The 23611-nt window shown below is 28.5% G+C and carries 24 protein-coding genes; 10 read left to right on the forward strand and 14 right to left on the reverse strand.

Features of this window, described 5'->3' with window-relative positions:
- Positions 1–3: 3 nt before the first annotated feature.
- The 5 genes from FDK22_RS09380 to rplI form a co-directional block, all read right to left on the reverse strand.
- Positions 4–792, reverse strand: coding sequence for a TatD family hydrolase (locus FDK22_RS09380; protein ID WP_138152672.1), 789 nt, complete (start codon positions 790–792; stop codon positions 4–6).
- Positions 786–1094, reverse strand: coding sequence for a hypothetical protein (locus FDK22_RS09385; RefSeq protein ID WP_138152673.1), 309 nt, complete (start codon positions 1092–1094; stop codon positions 786–788). Before FDK22_RS09385 ends, FDK22_RS09380 begins: the two co-directional genes overlap by 7 nt.
- A 71-nt stretch (positions 1095–1165) precedes the next feature.
- Positions 1166–2494: an HslU--HslV peptidase ATPase subunit gene (gene hslU / locus FDK22_RS09390; protein WP_138152674.1), complete on the reverse strand. Its 1329-nt coding sequence runs from the start codon at positions 2492–2494 to the stop codon at positions 1166–1168.
- Between the two features lie 6 nt (positions 2495–2500).
- A complete protein-coding gene (gene hslV, locus FDK22_RS09395; RefSeq protein WP_138152675.1) occupies positions 2501–3037 on the reverse strand; it encodes an ATP-dependent protease subunit HslV in 537 nt (178 codons plus the stop codon).
- Complete coding sequence (rplI, locus tag FDK22_RS09400; RefSeq protein WP_138152676.1) at positions 3038–3487, reverse strand: 50S ribosomal protein L9; 450 nt, start codon at positions 3485–3487, stop codon at positions 3038–3040. It abuts the gene before it with no gap.
- A gap of 160 nt (positions 3488–3647) precedes the next feature.
- Between rplI and FDK22_RS09405 the strand changes: the two genes are divergently transcribed.
- The gene (locus tag FDK22_RS09405; RefSeq protein ID WP_138152677.1) at positions 3648–4070 is read left to right on the forward strand and encodes a GNAT family N-acetyltransferase; all 423 of its coding nucleotides are present in this window, start codon (positions 3648–3650) and stop codon (positions 4068–4070) included.
- Between the two features lie 12 nt (positions 4071–4082).
- Here the strand turns inward: FDK22_RS09405 and FDK22_RS09410 are convergent, their stop codons facing one another.
- The 3 genes from FDK22_RS09410 to FDK22_RS09420 all read right to left on the reverse strand — a co-directional run bounded on the left by FDK22_RS09410 (position 4083) and on the right by FDK22_RS09420 (position 6431).
- Complete coding sequence (locus FDK22_RS09410) at positions 4083–5054, reverse strand: YeiH family protein (protein WP_138152678.1); 972 nt, start codon at positions 5052–5054, stop codon at positions 4083–4085.
- 69 nt (positions 5055–5123) lie between these two features.
- A complete protein-coding gene (locus FDK22_RS09415; protein WP_138152679.1) occupies positions 5124–5765 on the reverse strand; it encodes a CBS domain-containing protein in 642 nt (213 codons plus the stop codon).
- Between the two features lie 24 nt (positions 5766–5789).
- Positions 5790–6431: a recombinase family protein gene (locus FDK22_RS09420; RefSeq protein ID WP_138152680.1), complete on the reverse strand. Its 642-nt coding sequence runs from the start codon at positions 6429–6431 to the stop codon at positions 5790–5792.
- A 223-nt stretch (positions 6432–6654) separates the two neighbouring features.
- On the opposite strand from FDK22_RS09420, the gene FDK22_RS09425 reads away from it, so the two are divergent.
- From FDK22_RS09425 to FDK22_RS09455, 7 genes are read left to right on the forward strand one after another with little or no spacing between them, the layout of a single operon-like run.
- Complete coding sequence (locus FDK22_RS09425) at positions 6655–7209, forward strand: UbiX family flavin prenyltransferase (protein ID WP_138152681.1); 555 nt, start codon at positions 6655–6657, stop codon at positions 7207–7209.
- A gap of 2 nt (positions 7210–7211) precedes the next feature.
- Positions 7212–7712 (forward strand): pantetheine-phosphate adenylyltransferase, encoded by a 501-nt coding sequence (gene coaD, locus FDK22_RS09430; RefSeq protein WP_138152682.1) that lies wholly within the window; start codon positions 7212–7214, stop codon positions 7710–7712.
- Positions 7703–8269, forward strand: coding sequence for a dTMP kinase (gene tmk, locus FDK22_RS09435; protein WP_138152683.1), 567 nt, complete (start codon positions 7703–7705; stop codon positions 8267–8269). Before coaD ends, tmk begins: the two co-directional genes overlap by 10 nt.
- Positions 8262–9479 carry a histidine--tRNA ligase gene (gene hisS / locus FDK22_RS09440; protein WP_138152684.1) on the forward strand — a complete coding sequence of 406 codons (1218 nt, stop codon included), beginning with the start codon at positions 8262–8264 and terminating at the stop codon, positions 9477–9479. Before tmk ends, hisS begins: the two co-directional genes overlap by 8 nt.
- 2 nt (positions 9480–9481) lie before the next feature.
- Positions 9482–11278 (forward strand): biosynthetic arginine decarboxylase, encoded by a 1797-nt coding sequence (speA, locus tag FDK22_RS09445; protein ID WP_138152685.1) that lies wholly within the window; start codon positions 9482–9484, stop codon positions 11276–11278.
- Position 11279: 1 nt separating this feature from the next.
- Positions 11280–12059: a serine O-acetyltransferase gene (cysE, locus tag FDK22_RS09450; protein ID WP_138152686.1), complete on the forward strand. Its 780-nt coding sequence runs from the start codon at positions 11280–11282 to the stop codon at positions 12057–12059.
- A 5-nt stretch (positions 12060–12064) separates the two neighbouring features.
- Positions 12065–12808: a sulfite exporter TauE/SafE family protein gene (locus FDK22_RS09455; RefSeq protein ID WP_228711687.1), complete on the forward strand. Its 744-nt coding sequence runs from the start codon at positions 12065–12067 to the stop codon at positions 12806–12808.
- Here FDK22_RS09455 and FDK22_RS09460 read toward each other — a convergent pair.
- From FDK22_RS09460 to FDK22_RS09485, 6 genes are all read right to left on the reverse strand, one after another.
- Positions 12805–15156: an aconitase family protein gene (locus tag FDK22_RS09460; RefSeq protein WP_138152687.1), complete on the reverse strand. Its 2352-nt coding sequence runs from the start codon at positions 15154–15156 to the stop codon at positions 12805–12807. The genes FDK22_RS09455 and FDK22_RS09460 overlap by 4 nt on opposite strands.
- Positions 15157–15229: 73 nt before the next feature.
- The gene (locus FDK22_RS09465) at positions 15230–15805 is read right to left on the reverse strand and encodes a nucleotidyltransferase family protein (RefSeq protein ID WP_138152688.1); all 576 of its coding nucleotides are present in this window, start codon (positions 15803–15805) and stop codon (positions 15230–15232) included.
- Positions 15806–16588 (reverse strand): XdhC family protein, encoded by a 783-nt coding sequence (locus FDK22_RS09470; RefSeq protein ID WP_138152689.1) that lies wholly within the window; start codon positions 16586–16588, stop codon positions 15806–15808.
- Between the two features lie 3 nt (positions 16589–16591).
- The gene (locus tag FDK22_RS09475) at positions 16592–18736 is read right to left on the reverse strand and encodes a xanthine dehydrogenase family protein molybdopterin-binding subunit (RefSeq protein WP_138152690.1); all 2145 of its coding nucleotides are present in this window, start codon (positions 18734–18736) and stop codon (positions 16592–16594) included.
- A 1-nt stretch (position 18737) separates the two neighbouring features.
- Complete coding sequence (locus FDK22_RS09480; protein WP_138152691.1) at positions 18738–19193, reverse strand: (2Fe-2S)-binding protein; 456 nt, start codon at positions 19191–19193, stop codon at positions 18738–18740.
- Positions 19194–19348: 155 nt separating this feature from the next.
- Positions 19349–20239, reverse strand: coding sequence for a ChaN family lipoprotein (locus FDK22_RS09485; protein ID WP_138152692.1), 891 nt, complete (start codon positions 20237–20239; stop codon positions 19349–19351).
- Between the two features lie 203 nt (positions 20240–20442).
- Here FDK22_RS09485 and uvrA point away from each other — a divergent pair, with 203 nt between their 5' ends.
- Both uvrA and FDK22_RS09495 read left to right on the forward strand, forming a co-directional pair.
- Positions 20443–23259, forward strand: coding sequence for an excinuclease ABC subunit UvrA (gene uvrA / locus FDK22_RS09490; protein ID WP_138152693.1), 2817 nt, complete (start codon positions 20443–20445; stop codon positions 23257–23259).
- On the forward strand, positions 23249–23611 hold the full coding sequence (locus tag FDK22_RS09495) for a DUF309 domain-containing protein (RefSeq protein ID WP_138152694.1): 363 nt from the start codon (positions 23249–23251) through the stop codon (positions 23609–23611). The genes uvrA and FDK22_RS09495 overlap by 11 nt, the downstream gene beginning before the upstream one ends.

Consider the following 23611-nt stretch of genomic DNA (forward strand, 5'->3'; position numbering starts at 1 on the left):
TAGCTAAAGTATCGTAGAAAATTCCTTAAATAGCCTTATTGCGTTATTTGTGGTAAGTTCTTCTATCTCATCTTTTGTCATATTTAATAATTCAGCCATTTTCTCTGCCACTAAATTTGTATAAAAAGGCTCATTTCTTTTCCCTCTATGAGGATGTGGCGTCAAATATGGACCATCAGTTTCTATAATAAGTTTTTCTTTGGGAACTTTTGATAAAACCTCTATAAGTTTTCTTGCATTTTTAAATGTTAAGACTCCACCAATTCCATAATAGAAATTATGTTCAGATAAAGGAAGAAGATGTTCACTTGCATTATAGCAATGTAAAACTCCACCAACCTCTTTCGCATTTGTATCAATTAATATTTCTCTTGAATCGTTTGAAGCATCTCTAATATGAACAATAAGAGGTTTTTTTACTTTTTTTGCAAACTCAATTTGAGCTATAAAAACCTCTTTTTGTTTTTTTATATTTTGTTGTTTTTCTTCTTCATCTTCAGGAAGTCTATAATAGTCAAGCCCACATTCACCAATTGCAATACATTTTGGATGATTTACATATTTTTCCATAATTGCTTCATCATACATATCAATATCATAAGGGTGTATTCCAACAGCAAAAAAAACTTCATCATATTTTTCTGCTAGTTTTATAGCTTGAGGTAAATCGTTAAAATCTGCTCCTGGAATTAAAAAGCCTTTAACTTTATTTTCAAGGGCACGATTTATAACTTCATCTATATCTTCATAGTATTGTTTATTATCAAGATGTATATGTGTATCTATTATGATGCGAAATACCTTTTCTCAATTAAATTTAATAAACCATTGATATCTTCAATATCTTCAGTTTTAATCCAAGCATCAACACCAAAGTTTTTAAAGGCGTCAAAATCACTTTCATCATCAAGCAATGCAATAGAAATAAATTTTTCAGCACACGCTTCTAATTTATTCTCTTCAAAATCAAATATTGTATTAATATCTAAGATTGCAATTTGTGCACCACCACTGTTTCCACTTTCAAAATGCTCAACATCATGTTTTGAATCAATAACTGAATCATCTACATCACAAAAAGTTACAATTTTCATATACGACTCCTAAAGAAGATTTTATAAATTCTATCCAAAAAAAAATAATAATAAATTAAAAATTAAATTTTTTAAAGAATATATCTCGCTGTATCCTCATTTTCTACAATATCTTCAAGTTTCTCTTCCACAAGCTCTTTTGTGATAATAACTTTTTCACCTGATTTTTCATCGGCTTCATATGAGATATCTTCAATCACCTTTTCAATAACTGTGTGAAGTCTTCTAGCTCCAATATCTTCAGTTTTTTCATTTGCACTTACTGAATATTTAGCAAAAGCTCTTATTGCTTCATCATTAAACTCTAGTTCAACTTTTTCTACTGCTAAAAGTGCCTGATATTGTCTTAAAAGAGAATTTTTTGTATTAGTTAATATTTTATATAAAGCTTCTTCATCCAGATTTTCTAATTCTACTCTTAAAGGAAATCTTCCTTGTAACTCTGGGAGTAAATCGCTTGGCTTACTAACATGAAAAGCCCCTGCTGCAATAAATAAAATATGGTCAGTCTTAATTTGTCCAAATTTAGTATGAACTGAACTTCCCTCAACAATTGGAAGTAAGTCCCTTTGAACACCCTCTTTACTTGGGTCTTGATTTTGATTATTTTTTCCTGTTGCAATCTTATCAATCTCATCTAAGAAAATAATACCACCATTTTCAGATCTTTTAACTGCTTCTATTTTAATAGCCTCATGGTCAAGTAAAGAATCACTAGCTACATCTTTTAACAATATTTTTGCATCTTTTATTGTAACTTCTTTTTTGATTTTCTCTTTATTTAAACCACCAAGCATTTTACTTAGGCTTTCTTGCATAGAGCTCATATCCATTGGCATAGATGAATCAATAATTTCAACATGAGTCTTTTTAGGAACTTCTATTTCGATTTTTCTATCATCTAAATCACCATTTAAAAGTTTCTCTTCCATTTTATTGTAAGTTTTAATAAATGACTCTCTTGCACTTTCACTTGCACTTTCAGGAAGAGGTGGTACTAATTTTTCAATTATTTGTTTATTTACTTCATCATCAATTTTATCTTTAATTTTATCTTCAAATTCTCTTGTTACTAAATTTATTGATTCATAAACTAAATCTCTAATCATAGATTCAACATCTCGACCAACAAATCCAACTTCAGTATATTTTGAAGCTTCAACTTTAATAAATGGTAATCCCATCATTTTTGCAAGTCGTCTTGCTATTTCTGTTTTACCAACTCCTGTACTTCCAATCATCAAAATATTTTTTGGCATTATCTCTTCACGTAAGATTGGCTCAACATTCATTCTTCTATATCTATTTCTCAAAGCTAGGGCGATAGTTTTTTTAGCATTATCTTGCCCAATTACATAATCATCTAAATATTTTACAATTTGCTTTGGTGTCATTTCCATTTAATATTAATCCTCTATCTCTAAAATCTTTATATTTTGATTTGTATATATACAAAGTTCACCTGCTATCATTAGTGATTCTTTTACTAAATCAACTGGTTTTAAATCTGAATGTTTTGCAAGTGCTCTTGCGGCACTAATAGCAAAGTTTCCTCCACTACCAATTGAAGCTATACTTCCATCTTCAGGTTCAACAACATCACCAGTACCACTTAATATAAAAATATGTTCTTTATTTAAAACAATCATCATAGCTTCAAGTCGTCTAAGAACTTTATCTTTTCTCCACTCTTTTGAAAATGCAACTACTGCTTTTAATAAATCACCCTTAGATGTTTCTAAGTGACCTTCAAACATATCAAATAGATTAAAAGCATCAGCTGTACTTCCAGCAAATCCAGCTAAAATCTGATCTTTATAAAGTCTTCTAATTTTTGTAGCATTTCCTTTTAAAACTGCATTACCAAAAGTAACCTGACCATCGCCGCCAATTACAGCTTGTCCTTGACCTTTGTAAGCAAGTATGGTTGTAGCTTCAAACATCTATTCAACTCCAATAATATCAACTTTTAAACTTGCATGAATTGCATGACCTAATTTACAATCAACTGTAAAAATACCTGTTGCTTTAATTTTTTTATCTAAAGTGATAGCTTTTTTATCAATAACAATTCCAAAATCTGCTTCTAAAGCTTCACTAATCTCTTTATTTGTAACTGAACCAATCAAGTGACCATTTGCACCAACTTTATGTTTTATAGTTAATTTAGTTGATTCTAATTTTTCCGCAAGTTCTTTTGCATCTGCAATCTCTTGTGCTTCTGCAGCTGCTTTTATTTTTTGTTCCTCTTCAAAATTTGCAATAACTTCATCAGTAGCATGTAAAGCAAAACCTTTTGCAATTAAAAAGTTTTTTCCATATCCATCTTTTACATCTTTAATGTCACCTGCTTTACCAGTTCCTTTTACATCTTTAATTAATAGTACCTTCATAATTTCTCCAATTCTTTTTAAAAAGTTGATTATTTTACAATAAGTTGTTTGAATTGAGTATTAAGATTTTAAGACATGAAAATTTATCTCTCATTATTTCAAGTTAAGTTTTAGAATATATAATTTGAATATATAGTTCTTACTTAAAGGAGTGTTGATTATGGTAAATATAATAAAAGCTGAACCGATACATGTTTATGATATAAAATCTCTTTTACTACAATTAGGTTATGAAAGTGAAGAATCGCAATTATTATCAGCTTTATCTTTAGAGGATAAAAATTCTGAAGTTTTTATTGCTATAAAAGAATCAAAAGTCGTAGGGCTGATGTCACTTATTTACTTTCATTATTTTCCTATTCAAAAATCTCTTTGCCGTATTACTTCAATTGTTGTAAATGAGAACTCAAGAAATACAGGTATTGGAAAAAAGCTTATTGATTTTGCTCTTAATCAAGCACAGGCAAAATCTTGTGCCCAATTAGAAGTCACAACATCTTTATCACGTAAAGCAACTCAGGCATATTATGAACAACTAGGATTTACAAAAGCCTCATACCGATATTATTTAAATATTAACTGATATTAACTACATTTATTGTTGTAAGATTATAATCATAAGCAAAGAAAAGATAATTTGAAATTTAAATACATAGCCAGCTAAAACAAACGCATCCCAACCACTCTCTTTAATAGCTTTAAATGAAATTTTAAGTCCAATTGCACTCATTGCTATAATTAAAAGCATTTCAGAACTCCAAGAGATCCCTTCAACTATTTTTTCAGGCAAAATTCCAACTGAAGCTAAAATAGAAAAGAAAATGAATCCAAGTATAAAAAGTGGCACTTGAATCTTTTGTGAAGTTTCTGTTGTAGTAGTTGATTTTTTAGCAACAAAATAGATAAGCCATAGAATCACAGGTGTTAAAAGTAATATTCTTCCCATTTTTACAATTGTCGCACTTTGCCCAACTGTTTCATTTACTCCAAAACCTGCAGCTATTGCATGCCCAACAGATTGTAATGTGTTTCCTAATAAAATCCCTATTTGAACATCACTTAATCCTAATAAAACTCCAATAATAGGCAAAACAAATAAACCAATGGTTCCTAATAAATTAACAATAGCAATAGCTAAAGCAGATTTTTCTTTATCAAGTTTTACTATATCTTTTGTTGCGGCAATTGCAGCACTTCCACAAACTGCATTACCAATACCTAAAATTAAAGCGAATTTAGTATCAAAATTTTGTTTTTTTGCAAGAAAATTTGTAAAAACTATGGTTGATATTAATGAGATTATAATTAATAAAATTGTTCCAAAACCTAACTCTTCTAAAACATTAAAATCTAAATTAATTCCTAATAGCGAGATAGCAAGAGCTAAGATAGTCTTTTCACTAAAAGTTATTCCTGAATTGAATTTTGAAGGTAATTTAATTAAATTTCCAACTATAGCACCTAAAATAATTGCTATTGCAACAGAGCCAATTGGTATATAAGAAGATAAAAAAAAGGCAAAAAAGGCAACTAAAATACTTAATAAAATTCCATATATTTTTTCCATGGCGAATTATATAAAAAAATTTTATAATTAAAGCTTTGAGAAATAAAAGTTTTACTTATACTTGACTATTTAACCCCAGATTTGCATAGGAGGAGTATTAGCTACTGCTTTTAAAATATTTGCCCGTGAAACAATTCCTAATAAATTATCATCTTGGTCAACTACAGGTATTGCCGTTAAGGAAAAATCAACCATAACCTTAGCAACCCTTCTAATATCAGTTATGGGATCACTAGTTATAACTTCATTAAAATCAAAAGTTGATAATTCTCGTTGCATAATGTTTTGAGCAAATTCTAAATCACCAACAAGTAAATCTAAAATAAACTCTTGAGTTACCAAACCAATAATTTGATTATCATCTTTTTTTAAAACAGGAATTTGTCTAAATTCATGTTCTTGCATCAATTCGTAGGCTTCAAGAAGAGTATTATCCTCATTTAAACTTATTACATCCCTTGTCATTAAATCTTCTACATGAAAAATTGGCTCTTTTGTATCAATATTAGCCATTTTTTTGTAAACAGCTTTAGCCTCTTCAATATTTTGATTTTCATAAAGCTTTTTTTTAGATTTTAAGCTATGGTCTTTAGGAAGACCCTCTTCTGTATTGTTTCTAACCCTTGCAATTGAATCAACATTGGAAAGAGTATATAAATTATCAATTGTGCTTCTAAAACTCAATCCATTGTTGTTATAAATTGCAAACATTTAATTAGCCTTTTTCTTAGAGTTTCAACTAGCTATGTCTAGTGTATTTGGCAAAGAATGTCTAATATTTCTTTTTTTAACATAATTGTTCAAACCAATATGATTATTATATCCTAATAGTTTTGCTATTTTTCTAACTGATAATCCAACAGCTAATAACTCTTCTATTTTATCTCTTTGTTTATCAAACTTAGATTTTTGAATTGTTCCTTTTGGTTTTCCTAAACTTTCACCTTTTAATTTTTTTGCAGTTAGAGCTTCTTTTGTTCTTAAACTCATTAAATCCTTTTCAAGGTTTACAGTCATCGAGATAACACCAAGTATCATTTGTGTCAACATATCTTTATCATCAATTAAATCAAGATTTTGTTTAACAATAATAATTCTAATTTTATTTGAAAGTAAAAACTTAACTATCTCTAAAATTGTCTCAATGGTTCTGCCAAAAACATTTAAATCATAAACAACAACAGTTGAAGAATGCTCACAGCTTTTTAAAAAGTCCAGAATATTTTTCTCATCATCAGGAGTATCTATAACTATTTCAATCTCTTTATTAATAGAAATATTGTTCTTAGAAATATATTCTTCTAAACCTTTTTTTTGATCTTTTGTATAACTCTCATTATTGTTGTTAACTCTAACATATGTGAAAACTTTAGACATATTAATTCCTTTACAAAAAATATAATTAAATATATTTAATAAACAAATTGTTAAATTATATATATTTAAAACTTATACAAAATGATATACTTTTATTTATTAATTTAAGCTTAAAAAAAGCTTATTTAGATAATTTTATCAATGATATTTATTATTCTTTTGAAAATAAAGTCTTTTTTGGCTAATATCTCCTTTTATTAGTACTTTATGAAGGTTTTTAAAAGTGAAATTAGTAATTGGAATAACAGGAGCAAGTGGCGCTAAACTTGCACTTAAATTTGTACAAAAACTGCCTTCAAGTGTTGAAGCTTTTGTAGTGGTATCAAAAAGTGCCCGAAAAGCTTTGAAACTGGAGCAGAACATCGACATAAAAGATGAACTTTTAAAAAGGGAAAATACTCATATTTTTAAAGAACATCAAATAGAAGCGTGTATCTCATCTGGATCTTTTAAAACTGACAAAATGATAATACTTCCTTGTTCAATGAATACCCTTGCAAAATGTGCTGTTGGTATTTCAGACAATCTTATAACTAGAGCTTTTACAGTGATGTTAAAGGAAAAAAGAGAGGTTGTTTTAGCACCAAGAGAGATGCCTTTTTCTACTCTTGCTTTAGAAAACATGCATAAACTATCAACTCTTGGAGTGATTATTGCCCCACCTGTATTAGCCTACTATTCAAAACAAGATTCTATAGAACTTATGGAAGATTTTTTAATAGGAAAATGGTTTGATTTATTAAAAATTGAACACAATCTATATGAAAGATGGAAATAAAAATGGGAAATTGCAAAAGAGAAAAAAATGTAGAAGGAACTTATAAGAAAGCTATTTATAGTGGAACTTTTGATCCTATTACAAATGGTCATATGGATATTATTTGTCGAGCTTCAAATATTTTTGAAGAAGTGATTATTGCTGTTGCACAAAGTGAAGCAAAAAATCCAATGTTTGACCATGAACAAAGGGTTAAGTTTGTTAAAGCAGCAACAAATAAAATTGAGAATGTTAAAGTTGTAGGATTTGATACTTTACTTGTTGATTTAGCAACAGAATTAAAAATAAATACTATTGTTAGAGGGCTTAGAGCCGTTTCTGACTTTGAATATGAACTTCAAATGGGTTATGCAAATTCATCTATAAATAAAGATATTGAAACACTTTATTTGATGCCAAAGCTAGAGAATGCTTTTGTTTCATCAACAATTGTTAGAGAAGTTATTAAATTTAATGGAAAATACCAACACTTGGTACCAAAAGAGGTTCTAGAATGTATATAGTAATTGAAGGTATAGACACGGCAGGTAAATCAACTCAACTTGATATACTAAAACAAAAGTTTCCCCAAGCTGTTTTCACTAAAGAACCAGGTGGAACTGAAATTGGTTTAAAATTAAGGGCAATGGCTTTAAATGGTGAAGCCAAAAGTAAAGTTGCGGAGATGTTCCTTTTTTTGGCTGATAGAGCTGAACATATTGAAGAGATAATAAAACCAAATAAAGAAGGAATTGTTGTAAGTGATAGAAGTGTAATTAGCGGTATCTCTTATGCTTCTAACTTGCCCCTTGAAGTTGTTACAAGTTTAAACCTTATTGCAACATCAAATATTCTTCCTAGTCATGTGATACTATTAGAGTTATCAAAGGATGAATTAACTAAAAGATTAAGCGGTAAAACAAACGATTCAATCGAATCAAGGGGTATTGATTATTTAATTGATATTCAAAATAGAATGAAAAAAACAGTAGAAATACTAAATTTAAATCATATTTTTATAGATGCAAGCCTTAGCATCGAAGAGATTTCAAAAAAGATAGAGGATTTTATAAATGGCTAACATTCAAAGCTTAAGAGGAATGAATGATATATTAGGTGACGATAGTAAACTATTTACATATTTTGTAGAAAATGCATCAAGAATTGCAAAAAACTATGGGTTTACCTACTTAGAAACTCCAATTTTAGAAGAAACAGCATTATTTAAAAGAAGTGTTGGTGAAAGTTCAGATATTGTAAATAAAGAGATGTATCAATTTATTGATAAAGGTGAAAACGATGTTTGCCTAAGACCTGAAGGTACAGCAGGGGTTGTTAGAAGTTTTGTAGAAAATAAATTTGATAGAGCTGGTGGAACATATAGATGGTTTTATTATGGACCAATGTTTAGATATGAAAGACCTCAAAAAGGTAGATTAAGACAGTTCCATCAATTTGGAGCAGAGGTGTTTGGTCAAGCATCAGTTTATGAAGATGCAACAATTATAATGATGCTTAAAGATATTCTTGATTTCTTTGAAATTAAGTTTAAATTACAACTAAATTCATTAGGTTGTCCAACATGTATGCCTCCGTATAGAGAAAACCTAGTTAAGTATTTAACAAATATAAAAGAAAACCTTTGTGAAGACTGTAATAAAAGGATTGAAACAAATCCAATTAGAGTTTTAGATTGTAAAAATGAAAACTGTCAAAAACTATTATACAATGCCCCTAAAATCACTAACAATTTATGTGAAAAATGTGATAGTGACTTTATAAGTCTTAAAGATGTATTAGACTATAACAATATAGAATATGTAGTTGATACAAATCTTGTTAGAGGTTTAGATTATTACTCTCAAACAGCCTTTGAATTTACCTCTTCAGAAATAGGTTCTCAAAGTGCAATAGCTGGTGGTGGAAGATATGATAGATTAGTTGAGTTTCTAGGTGGAAGAGCAACTCCTGGAATAGGATTTGCAATTGGTATAGAAAGATTACTTGAATTAATTAAAACAAAAGAAGAGGATAAAGATACAATATATCTTGGCGCAATGACAGATGAAGCATTAAACCTTTTAACAAAAATCGCTTCTAAAAAAAGAAAAAACTCCATAACTATAATGGAATATACTCCAAGAAGTTTTGGGAAACACTTTAAAATTGCTCAAAAACAAGATGCTAGTATAGTAGCTTTAATTGGGGAAAATGAATTAAAAAATGGAACAATATTTGTTAAAAATATTAAAACACAAGAAGAAAAAACAATCAAAATTGAGGATTTTTAACTTTGAATAATTATGGTATTGACATTTGGGCTGATGATAACTTTATAATAGAAGATGGTGTTGTTAAAATTAACTATGCATCTAAGCCTTCATTAATTGAAATGGTAAAAGAGATAAGAGAGCAGGACTATAAAGGCCCTTTACTTTTTAGATTTCCACATCTTATACAAAAACAAATAGATAAGCTATTTAATCTATATAATAATGCTATAGATGAATATAATTATAAAGGAAAGTTCAATGCTGTATTTCCTTTAAAGGTTAATCAACTTCCAAACTTTATTCATCCATTAATAAAATGTGGTGAAAAATACAATTATGGATTAGAAGCTGGAAGTAAAGCCGAGCTTTTCTTAGCCATGACTTATAATAAATATGGTTCACCAATAACTGTTAATGGTTTTAAAGATAAAGAGATGATTCATTTAGCTTTTATTGCGAAAAAGATGGGACATGATATTACTGTAATCATTGAAGGATTAAATGAACTTGAAACAATTTTAGAAGTTGAAAAAGAAACAAATTTACCAACTCCTAGTATTGGGATTAGAGTTAGATTATTTAATAGTGGAAGTGGTGCATGGGCAAAATCTGGTGGAATTGATGCAAAATTTGGATTAAGTTCAACGGAGATTCTTGAAGCCTTTGAGATGCTTGAAGAAAACAACTTATCTGATATGCTTACAATGATTCATTTCCATATTGGTTCAGCAATGAATACAATTAAGCCCCTTAAAAATGCCCTTAAAGAAGCTGGACATATCTATGCGGAATTAAAGAACCTTGGTGCTACAAAATTAAATGCTATTAACATTGGTGGTGGTTTAGCAGTTGAGTATTCTCAATTTCAAAGAACTTTACAATATAGCTTACAAGAGTTTGCAAATGATGTAATATTTACACTAAAAAATATTGCAAAACAAAAAGGGGTAGAAGAACCAAATATTTTTACTGAATCTGGTAGGTTTATTAGTGCCTCTTCGACTGTTTTAATTACTCCTGTTTTAGAACTTTTTACAGCAGAATTTGATGAAGAACATTTAAGGTTAAAAGAGATTAACCCACCACTAATTGAAGAGCTAAGAGACCTATACAATGATATAAATTCAAAAACAGCACTTGAATATATGCACGATAGTATTGATCACCTAGATTCATTATTAAAACTTTTTGATTTGGGTTATATTGATTTAGAAGATAGAAGTAATGCAGAAATTCTAACAAACCTAATTATTAAAAAAGCTATTTGGTTTTTAGAGGTTGATGATTATGATGAATTAAAAAGAATTGATAATAAGATTCAAGAAAAATATCTTGTTAACTTTTCAATTTTTCAATCATTACCTGATTTTTGGGGTATAAAACAAGAGTTTCCTATTATGCCAATTACACATTTAAATAAAAACCCAACAAGAAGTGCATCTTTATGGGATATAACTTGTGATAGTGATGGTGAAATTGGATTTGATCCAAATAAACCACTTTTTTTACATGATTTAGATTTAAAAAAAGAGGAGTATTATCTTGGTTTTTTCCATGTAGGAGCATATCAAGATATATTAGGGATGAGACATAATTTATTCTCTCACCCAACAGAAATAAATGTTATATTTGAAAATAATGAGGTTAAACTAGAAAATATTCTAGAATCTCAAAAAATTATCGATATCCTTGAAGATATAGATTATGATACAAAACAGATAAAAGAGGTTTTAAAAAAGAATTTAGATAACAATACATATAAGATACTAAAAAAATATTTGCATGACAACAGTTATCTAAAAACAACTTGGAGCTAATATGGAAGATAAAAAAAACATACATGAACTAATAAAAGAAAAAATTTTAAAAGAGGAAAAAGAGTTAGGTTTATGGAAACAGATAAAAGAGGATTTTTCTGTACCTAAACTTAACGACCCTGCCCTAGATTCAAGTTTTGAACTATTTTTTAATTATCCTGGGGTTTGGGCAATTATAAACCATAGAATTGCAAATAGACTTTATAATAAAGGATGGGTAAAACTATCAAGGGCAATTGTTGGAATTGGTTCATTATTTACTAAAACAGATATACATCCAGCTGCAACAATAGGAAGAAGAGTATTTATTGACCATGCAATTGGAGTAGTTATTGGAGCAACTGCAATAATTGAAGATGATGTTTTAATCTATCAAGGGGTTACACTTGGTGGAGTAAGTCTTGATAGAGGGAAAAGACACCCTACTATTAGAGCAAACTCTGTTATTGGAAGTGGAGCAAAAGTATTAGGAAACCTTGTAATAGGTAAAAATAGTAAAATTGGAGCAAATTCTGTAGTAATTTGCGATGTGCCTAAGAACTCAACAGCAGTTGGAGTTCCAGCCAAAATCATAAAAAGAGAAGATAAAAATGGAAGACTTAATCATAGTGATCTTCCAGATATCAACAAAGAGATGTTTGAATATCTATTAAAAAGAGTTGCCCTTTTAGAACATCATATGGATTCTTGTAAAGATGTTGATTTAGAAAAAGAGGAAAATGAATTAGAAAACATTTATACAAAATTCATTAAAGCAATGAATTCAATTGAAAAAAAGTAACCTAATTGATTGAACTTTTACTTTTTGGATTAATTACAGGTTTTGTATCCGGCTTCTTTGGTATTGGTGGAGGTACTATTTTAGTTCCAATGTTGATACTTTCTGGTTTTATTATCAAAGAGGCAATTGCAATCTCAATAATGCAAATGGTATTTAGTTCAATATATGGTTCATTTTTAAATGCAAAAAAAGCCAAAAACATCTTCAAAGATGGTTTTATTTTAGGAGTTGGAGGGTTTGTAGGGGGTCTTCAAAATAGTTTTGTACACTCACTTGTATCAAATGAATTTTTACAATACTTATTTATTATAATAATTGTTTTATCAATTATCAAAATCTTTATCTCCCCTGCTCAATCTTCACAAGAAGTTAAGAATCATAGTAAAGCCTCGTTATTTATAATAGGTTTTATTGTAGGTATTATAGCTATGAGTATTGGTGTAGGTGGTGCTATTATGTTAATACCTCTTCTTGTAGGTGTTGCTAAGTATCCATTAAAAACTGCTACAAGTCTTAGTTTATTTTTTGTGATTTTTTCTTCAATTGCTGGATTTATTTCTTTATCTTTAGCAGGACAAATGCTTTTTTATGAAGGGTTTATAGTTGGTTTAGCTTCACTTGTTGGGGTATATTTTGGAATAAAAATAAAAAATACAACACCTATTACTTCATATAAACAATCAATCTTATTTTTAAATTTCTTAATTTTAATTACAATGATTTATGATACTTTTTTTAAAGTCTCTTAAACAATATCCTTTAAAATAAAAGGAACTAGACCGCCATTTTTATATATTTGAATCTCAAATTCATTATCAAGTCTAAGTTTTAACTTTATTTGATATATTTGCTCCCCTTTATATATAAAAGCATCTAATTTTAAATCTTTTTTAATTTCACTATTTTTAATATTTATTGACTCATAACCTTTTAGATTTAAAGATTTAATATCATCATCAATAAATTGTAAAGGCAAAATACCCATTTTAATCAAATCTTTTCTATGATTCTCACCAAATGATTTTGCAATTATTGCTTTTACTCCTAAAAGTTTTGTAGCTTTTGCTGCCCAATCGTTTGTTTCTCCGATACCATAATTTTCATCTGCTATTATGATTAAGTCTTTTTGAGACTGATGGACTCTTTTTGACTTTTCATAAAAAGATATGATTTCACCTGTTTTGAAGTCTTTTGTAAATGCACCCTCCTTTGATACCATCATATTTTTTATCTCATTTGTATCAAAAGCACCTAAAACCATCAGCTTACTACATCCTCTTCTATCTTCAAAGGTTCCAAAATCAAAAGATTTTACACCTTTTTCTTGAAGAAAATTTGCAACATTAATATATGGAGTTATTTGAATATTTGAAGAGATATATTTAGTTTTTATCTCATTATTAAATAAAGCTAGAATTTCACCATTTTCAATATTTATTTTATCTTTAAAACTCTCTTCTTTAAAAGGAAATACCTGTACAAAACTAGAGTCATCATTCCATGGAAAAGATTCACTTTTCTCAACTATAATATCTTGCCATTTTTCATTTCCTAAAAAAATATTTTTATAAATATCTTTATATAAAGTATCATCAATTTTTTCCAAATACCTTAGAACTTCACTATGCTCTGGCCATAATTCATTTGGATTCAATTTATCAAAAACCTTTAGTTTCATACTTCCTATTAAAGAATGAATAACAACCAAAGATGCTGACATAGTATAATTAAGTTTGATATTTTCATTAATATAATTATTTTCTAAAGTCCCTGAACTAATTGAACAATCAGTTAATATATTAGGACTTAGTTTTTCTTCAATTTTTCCATTTGTGTTAACAAAATAAAAACCAATCCCTTCCAAATATTTTAATAAATCAAGATTTGCCAAATAATCATACACCGTTAAATCTGTTTTGAAAAAAGCTTTTATTTTTGAATCAATTCTAAAACCTTTTTCGTATGCTTTTTTGGCTACTAAAGCACAATGAATAATTAAAAATGGATTTAAAAAACCATTTGAAGTATCAATCAATGACAAGACTATATTTTTATCTTTAAAAACCTCATTTTTTAAATTAGGCATTACCCTTGGAAAAATATTACTTAAATCAAATTCTATACTTTCATCATATTCTAAATTGTTTTCCTCATTTAAAAAAAGTTTTTGTGTTTTTAAATATTTATCAACTAATTTACTAAAATCCTCATTTTGTCTAGTTTTATTGTAGTACAAAATAGTTTTTTCATCAATTGCAAAAAAAGAACATAAAGCCTTATAAGAAGAAGCCTTATTTAAAATTTTAGTTCTATTTTCTAGGGTTAAATATTTTAATCCGTCCCCATAAAATTCAACAATTTTTTCATCTAAATTTGCGTTTTCTAAAACATCAAGTAAAACTTGTAAAAAATCTGATGATAATACTCCATCTTTTGGTTTTCCAACAACTTTTATCCCAACAACTTTTGGCAATTTAATTTTAAGAGGTAAGCCTAATATTGTCGCTAAAGCATCAATTGATTCTAATTTATGACCTAAAACTCCAAAAGAATTTGTCATATTATCTTTATAATCTGAGATAGCTATAGTTTCAGGAAATAAAAGAAACTTCTCTTCTATTTTTTCTATATGTAAAACAGTTGAAAGATATTCTAAATTAATGGGATGAATTATTTTTGATCCTGGTGGGATAACTCTTAAGTTTGAAAAATTTTTGTCACACCATTTCGCAAGTTTATAGGTATCTTCATTTTCCTTCATATATTGAAGTAATAAATCAACACTAAGATTTAATTTTTTACTTTTTAGTTTTTCCTCTTTTAGTTTTGCAAGTTCTGCGAGTGTAGGGATAGCTGTATACTCTTTTAAAACTACCCTTGATGGATAAAAGTTTATAAATTCATCTTTTCTATTTGCAAATATATCTAAAATCTTTTTTGTTGTTAATTCATTTTTTGAATTTCTTATATTTGCTTCTAAAAGAATTTTCAAGGAAAGTGGTAATTTCTCTAATTTTGGGTTTTCATTTATTATTTTCTCTAAACTAAAATAAAAAAACCTTTCATTTTCAATTACAAAACTATCGATATATTCCAATTTATAACCCTTTTAAAACTATTTGTAAAAATTATCTAATCATTATAATAAAGATTTGATTAGTTTTTAAAGTTTATAAATCTAAATATGTACTTATATCTTCTTTTGTATCAATATCAATAGCCTCTTTTTTTTCTAATTTTATTGTAGGAGCATTGTTTTTTACCAAAATTGATTTAGCTCCTTTATCCCCTTTTAGTTTTAGTAAGCTTGGATAATATTTTTTAGAAAAAATAGCTGGAACTGTTGCTAAACTTCCATATTTTGACCCAATTAAAGAGTCTTTTTCCAAGTTTTCAATTAGTTTTTCAAAATGAGACAATGGTATAAAAGGTTGATCACATAACATGATTAAACATCTATCATACTCTTGTATTTGCTCTATACCAAAACAAATACTACTAGCAATACCATCTTGAAATCTTGGATTTACAGCAATTGCGATTGGATAATCGATTATCTCCTCAACAATAGTTGTTGCTTTATGACCTAAAACTACAGTTACATTGTCACTTATTGATAATCCTTTTTCAATAACAATTTTTATTAAACTTTTATTTTTATATTTAATTAATTGTTTAGGTTTTCCTAATCTACTTGAGGTACCCGCTGCTAAAATTAAAACTGCTAAATCTTCAACTTTTTCCAATTATAATTTCCCATTTTTATTTGCTTCTATTTGTGAACAAATAGAAAGAGCTATTGATTCAGGAGTATAACTTCCAATATCTATTCCAATTGGAGCAAAAAATCTTTTTTCATTTTCTAAGTTAAACTGCTCTTTTTTTCTTTTTGCATTGTTTTTATTTCCCATTAATCCAATATAACTTATATCTGTTTTTAATAAACTCTCCAAATAAGTATCATCTGTTTTAGGATTATGACTTAAAATTACAGCTGCGTCATAATTAAAAAGATTTAAACTTTTTATATCTTCCAATTTTTCTAAATTGATTAATTTATCAGCTTCTTTACAAAACTGTTTTTTTAAGTTAACATCAATTATAGTTGTTTTCCAACCCATTAAATTTGCCATTGATATTAAAGAACTTATATGAGCCCCACTTCCAAAAATCAATAGGGAAAATACTTTATTTATATATTTGCCAATCCCTTCATACATATTTTCATAATAAAAAGGAATAGTCCTATATTTACTATTTCCATGTCCAGAACTTGGGTCTTTTGTAATTGATTCAAAAACTATTTCTTCTTTTAAATTTAAGGCATCTTTTGAATTCTCTTTTACTTTTTCTTGTAAAAAACCACTTCCTAATACACCTGCAAACTCAAAATTTGAGTTTACAAGCATTAAAGTTCCTTTTTTAGAAAAAGTTGAACCAGTTGTCTTTTCAACATAGGTTAAAGCAATATCTAGTTTTCTTTCTTTTGAATTAGCTAAAAACCTATGTAATTGTTTATTTGAAAACATTGTTTATCCAAGTTTTATTGGGAAATTAGTATATCTTTTTCCCGTTGCATCATATAAAGCATTAATTACTGCTGCAAACATAGGAGGAACTCCAACTTCACCAATACCACCAATTTTTTCACCTGAATTGATAATCTCAACATTTATAGATTCAGGAGCATCTTTAATTCTATTTACCTCATAATCATAAAAATTGTTTTGAACTGTTGCCCCATTTTCTAAAGAAATTTGTGCATACTTAATATATCCAATAGTAAAATTGATACACCCTTCAATTTGGTTTTCAATTCCCAATGGATTTATAGCCATACCACAATCAACTGCACCCCATACATTTTGTACTTTAAAATCATTGTTTTCAACTTTAACTTTTACAACATATGCAACGATACTTCCAAATGATTCAGCAATAGCTACACCATAACCACTATTTTTCTCCCTATTGTACCAATCTGATTGTTTAGCAACATTTTCTAATAATTTTACAAATCTAGGACTTTTTAGATTTTTAATTCTAAAATCAAGGGGATCAATACCAGAAGCAATAGCAGCTTGGTCAACTATATTTTCAACAACAGGTGCTGAAGTTGTATGTCCAACAGATCTCAACCATAATACCGGAACAGGGGAATCTGGACAAAAGGCTTTTAAATCATGATTTGCAATATTATATGGATGGGTTTCTAAACCTTCCCTTTGTGTTGCATCAATACCATCTTTATACATAAACCCTTCAAACATTGTCCCTTTTGTCAAAGACTGATTAATAACATCTGCTTTAAAAGCTGTAATATAACCATTTTCATCAACTGCCATTTTTGCTTTATTTACAGTAAGAGGTCTATAATAACCCATTTTAATATCATCTTCTCTTGTCCATAAAGTTTGTATTGGCCATTTTTCATCTTTTGCAACCAAAACAGCATCAATAACAAAATCACTAGCTGGGTTTGCTCGTCTACCAAAACTTGAACCTAAATAATTGTTATAATACTCTACATCCTCAGGTTTTATACCTAAAATTTTTGCACAAGTTCCTCTATAAAGTGTTTGAAATTGACCACCCACAGACATAAACGCCTTACTACCTTGATGATGAACAGTACAATTTAATGGTTCCATTGGTGCATGGGCCAAAAATGGAAAAGTATATTGTGCCTCAACTACTTTTTTAGCATTTTTAAAAGCTTCATTTGTATTACCATCTTTTTTCATAATTGGCAAATCATCTTTATCAAAATAGCTTATATATTCTTTTTCCAAATCTTCAGAACTAACTTTCCCAAAATCACCTTTATCCCATTTTACTTCAACTTTATCAATTGCCATTTTTGCTTGATACCAATGTTCAGCAATAATTGCTATTTTTTCATTTGAAAGTTTTTTAATCTTTAAAATCCCTGGCATGTTTTTTGCTTTAGAATCATCATAACTGATAATTTTAGCTCCAAAAGATATAGGTTGAACAAGTGCTGCATATTTCATATTAGGTAATCTAACATCAATACCAAATTTAGCTTGACCAGTAATTTTTTCTTCCACTTCTAAAGGATGTCTTTTTATTCTTTTCCCAATTAAAGTATGTTCTTTAGCACTTTTTAGTTTTACATCATTTGGAAGTTTCATATTTTTTATATCTTCAATTAAAGAACCATATGAAAGTTTTTCTTTTGTTTTTTTATTGATTACAAAAGAATCTTTTGTTGATACATCATACATTCTTACTTGCCATTTTTTTGCAGCAGCACTTTTTAACATATATCTTAAAGTAGCCCCAACTTGTCTTACTCTTTGTTGTTGAGTTTTAATACTCATAGACCCACCAGTTAACATCATTGGCATTCCAGGAATATTAAATACATCATTCACAGGAGCTGGTTCAAAAATAATTTCATCCCAAAAAGCATCAAGTTCATCGGCTATACACATAGCAATACCAGTATAAGCTCCCTGCCCCATTTCAACTTGTCCAAGATAAAAAGTAATTGTATTATCTTTATCAATTTTTATAAAAGCGTTTGGTTCAATAACTTCACTTTTTTTCTCTACTTTAGAAGCCATACCTTTTGTTGGCAGATTAAACCCTACAATAAAAGCTGAACTTAAAAGGGCACTATTTTTTACAAAATCTCTTCTATTTAAACTCATATTATGCTCCTTTAGAAACAGATGAAATTGCTGTTAATATTTTATTATAAGTACCACATCTACAAATATTTCCATCCATAGCTGAGATAATCTCATCTTTTGATGGCTTTGAATTTGACTTTAATAATCCTGCAGCATTTACAAGTTGCCCCGATTGACAATATCCACATTGTGCAACATCGTGTTCTCGCCATTGAATCCTTAAAGCATTTAACTCTTTATCTTCTTTATTTTCAATAGTTGTGATTTTTTTGCCATATGCTTTGCTTATAGGAGTTGAGCAACTTCTAATTGCTTGATTATCCAGTAATACAGTACAGGCTCCACACATACCAACACCACATCCAAACTTAGTTCCAGTAAGGTCTAAGTAATCTCTTAATACCCAAAGTATTGGGGTGTCTTGAGGAATATCTTTTAATTCAAATCTTTTTTCATCAACAAATATATAATTCATATTTACTCCTAATTTCGAAATCTTACCACTTTATTCTATGAAAATTTAAAAAAAACCAATAGAACAATTATCTATATCAATTGCCTAATACTCCAAATCTATTAAATTTGATAATCAATTTAAATATCATTTTTAATAAAAACTTAAGTTATCTTCTAATTGTAAATATATACAAAATCTGATTTATTAATATCTATTTCTAAATCTTCTTTCTCTGAAATTTTTTCATTAGAGATTGTTAAAAAAGGAAGATTACTTAATCTAGCAAATCTTAATGGAATACCCAAATCATATTCAATATGCATAGAACCAACAAAAACCAACAACTTGTCTTTTTTAGTTTTTAAAACTTTTTTTGAAAGTTCAGCAACATTGTTAGCCATAAAACTATCCCAAGCAACCTGAACTCTATACATTCTTTCCTCACAAGGTTCATTAGTTTCATTTGGCATTTTTTTACAATGATTTAAATATGGCATAACTAATTTTTGATGGGCATTTACATTTAAATCTAAAGAATCATAAAAATCTTTTTCAGCTTTAGACATATCTTTTGTATTTTTAGTTGATATTTTTTTTCTTTCTTCTGTTGTAAGATTGATTCCATATAATCTTCCACCATTTTTCTTTACAGTTTCATAAATAGGTTCTAGATACTCCCACTTAAATTTAGTAAATTTATCCCACTGTCTTTCCTCTTTTAATTTTTTTGAATCTATCTTATCACTTGTATACTCTTCTAATATCTTATCGTGGCTTGGAGAAAACCATTCATTTGCTAAATTAAGTTTATATCCATTTTTATCCATCTCTTTTAGCAATTCATTAAAAAATTCATGGGTTTTTTTAGTATTATGATGGTCACCAACAAATATTATAGGATAGTGTTCAAATTGTTTTACAAGGATTGAAGTATTAATCATTTTTCCCTCTTTATTTGAAAAAATACCCTCCTCCTTTTTCAAATCATAACTTAAAACCAAATCTTTATTAGAACAAGCGGTAAAAACAAATAGTGTAAATATCAGTAAAAAAACATTTTTCAAAATTAATCCTTTAAATAACAAAAAATGATACAAACCATACTCTTAAAAAGAGATATCTTAAAAAGTTTCATTTGATTTGTAAGGTATAAATAAACTTCAAGTTTAAAGTTTTTTTAGTATATATAAATAGTAGTTGAAATTACTACATATTAATAAACTATTATGATATAATGCGCCCTTAAAATTTTTTTAATGGACTATTTATGACTGATACAATTAAAATATACAATGCAAAAGAAAACAACTTAAAAAATATAAATTTAGAGATTCCAAAAAATAAACTTATTGTTTTTACTGGTCTTTCAGGTTCTGGAAAATCGACGCTTGCTTTTGATACACTTTATGCAGAAGGGCAAAGAAGATATATTGAATCTCTTAGTGCTTACGCTAGACAATTTTTAGATAAAGTTGGTAAACCTGATGTTGAAAGGATTGAAGGATTAACTCCTGCAATTGCAATTGACCAAAAAACAACTTCTAAAAACCCAAGGTCTACAGTTGGAACTATCACTGAGGTTTATGACTACTTTAGACTTTTATATGCAAGGGTAGGAAAACAGCATTGTCATAAATGTGGAGAACCAATCTCTCAAATGAGTGCAAGTGATGTAATTGATCAAGTTTTAAAACTTCCAGAAAATTCTAAAATTGTTATATTAGCCCCATTAATCAATAGAAAAAAAGGAACCTTTGCAGATTTACTTGATAGCTTAAGAAGTAAAGGTTATGTAAGAGCCATGATTGATGGAGTTATGGCAAGACTTGATGAAGATGTAGAGTTAGAAAAAAATAAAATGCACACTATCAAAGTTGTAATTGATAGGGTTGTAGTAAAAGAGGAAAACAAAGATAGAATTGCTCAAGATGTCGAAAAAGGTTTAAAAGAATCATTTGGAGAACTTGAAGTTGAAGTTATGAACCATGAAGAAGTTGGAGTAGATAAACATATCCATTACTCAGAACATATGGCTTGCTTTGATTGTAAAATCTCTTTTGAACCTTTAGAGCCATTATCTTTCTCATTTAACTCACCAAAGGGTGCTTGTTCTTCTTGTGATGGTTTAGGTATTAGATATGCTTTAGATATGAAAAAAGTTGTAAATGAAGAACTTCCATTAGAAGATGGTGCCATTAAAATTATATATGGATTTAATAAAGGTTACTATTTTAAAATGCTTATTGCCTACTGCCAAGGGGCGGGAATAGATACAACAATCCCTTTCAAAGAGTTACCAGAACATCAACAAAAATCTATTTTACATGGCGGTATTGAAGAAGCAAAATTTGTTTGGAAAAGACATAATCTTACAAGAAAATGGGAAGGTATTGTTAAAATTGCCTATGACATGATAAAAGATGAAAAAGATATGGCTGAGTTTATGACTGAAAAAAAATGTTCAGATTGTAATGGAAATAGATTAAAACCCTCTTCTCAAAGTGTATATGTTGCTAAAAAAACTATTTCAGATGTGATAAATAAACCAATTGAAGAAGCCCATGCCTTTTTCCAAGATGAAAAAAACTTTGAATACCTAAGTGAACAAAATAAGATGATTGCTGCTCCTATTTTAAAAGAGATAAAAGAGAGAATCTTCTTTTTAAATGATGTTGGTCTTGGATATATAACCTTAGGAAGAGATGCAAGGACTATTTCAGGAGGAGAAGCTCAAAGAATTAGGGTTGCTTCACAAATTGGTTCAGGATTAACAGGAGTTATGTATGTTTTAGATGAACCATCAATTGGACTTCATGAAAGAGATACAAGTAAACTAATAAAAACATTAAAAGCCTTACAAGAAAAAGGTAACAGTGTAATTGTAGTTGAGCATGATAAAGAAACAATTGAAGCTGCTGATTTTATTGTTGATATTGGTCCAAATGCAGGGAAATATGGTGGAGAAATTGTTTTTGCAGGAACATTAAAGCAGATGAATAAAGCTAAAACTTTGACTGCACAATATATGAATGGAAAGAAAAAGATAGAATATCCACACAATAGACCACAAGAAGAGTTTATAGAAATAAAAAATGTAAATATCAATAATATTGAAAACCTTGATGTAAAAATACCATTAAAAAATCTATGTGCAATTACTGGTGTTAGTGGAAGTGGTAAATCATCACTTATTTTACAAACCCTACTTCCTGTTGCAAAAGAGTTATTAAATCATGCAAGAAAAGTAAATAAGGTTGATGGGGTAGAGATTCAAGGCTTAGAAAAGCTTGATAAAGTTATATATCTTGATCAATCTCCAATTGGAAGAACACCAAGATCAAACCCTGCAACATACACAGGTCTAATGGATGAGATTAGAACACTTTTTGCAAAAACAAAAGAAGCAGAGATAAGAGGATACAAAATAGGTAGATTCTCATTTAATGTTAAAGGTGGTAGATGTGAAAAATGTCAAGGTGAAGGTGAAATAAAAATTGAGATGCACTTCTTACCAGATATTATGGTTAAATGTGATGATTGTCAAGGACATAGATATAATGCTCAAACACTTGAAATCCTTTATAAAGGTAAAAACATTTCAGATGTACTTAATATGAGTGTAGATGAAGCCTTAGAATTTTTCCAAAAAGTTCCTAAAATAAAAGCAAAACTTCAAACACTAGCTGATGTTGGACTAGGATATATAACCCTTGGCCAAAATGCAGTTACCCTTTCAGGTGGAGAAGCGCAAAGAATTAAATTATCAAAAGAACTTAGTAAAAAAGATACCGGAAACACTTTATATGTATTGGATGAACCAACAACAGGACTTCATTTTGCTGATGTTGATAGATTAACAAAAGTATTACACCATCTAGTGGAAGTTGGAAATTCTGTTCTTGTAATTGAACATAATCTTGATGTTATTAAAAACTCTGATTGGGTTATTGATATGGGACCAGAGGGAGGAAGTAAAGGTGGAAAAGTTATTGCTGAGGGCACACCTGAAGAGTTAGCAAAAACACATAAAGAAACCTCTTCTTACACAGGATATTATTTAGATAAAGAATTAAATGGTAAATAATAATATCTTTACCCAAACAACATCTATTGAAAGATTTATTTATGCAATTGAAAATAATATGTTTGTTCAAGCCCATGAATTACTTGAAGATGATTGGAGAAATTATAAAAATATCTATAAACAAACAGATAATGAAATTTATTGGATTAAAGCAAAAGCAGTTCAAGGTCTTATAAATGGAGCAACTGCTTTAGCTTTATATTTTGATAAAAAAAGACCTCATAGCTATGAAAAAATCTGGAAAGTTTTTGAAAAATATGAACCACTATTAAAAGAATCGGGTTTAGAAAATTTAGAGAAATATTTTTATGCAAGAGATTTATTAATAAAAATCAATAGCACAATCAAGTAG

This window comes from Arcobacter arenosus (genome assembly GCF_005771535.1).
GTDB lineage: Bacteria > Campylobacterota > Campylobacteria > Campylobacterales > Arcobacteraceae > Halarcobacter > Halarcobacter arenosus.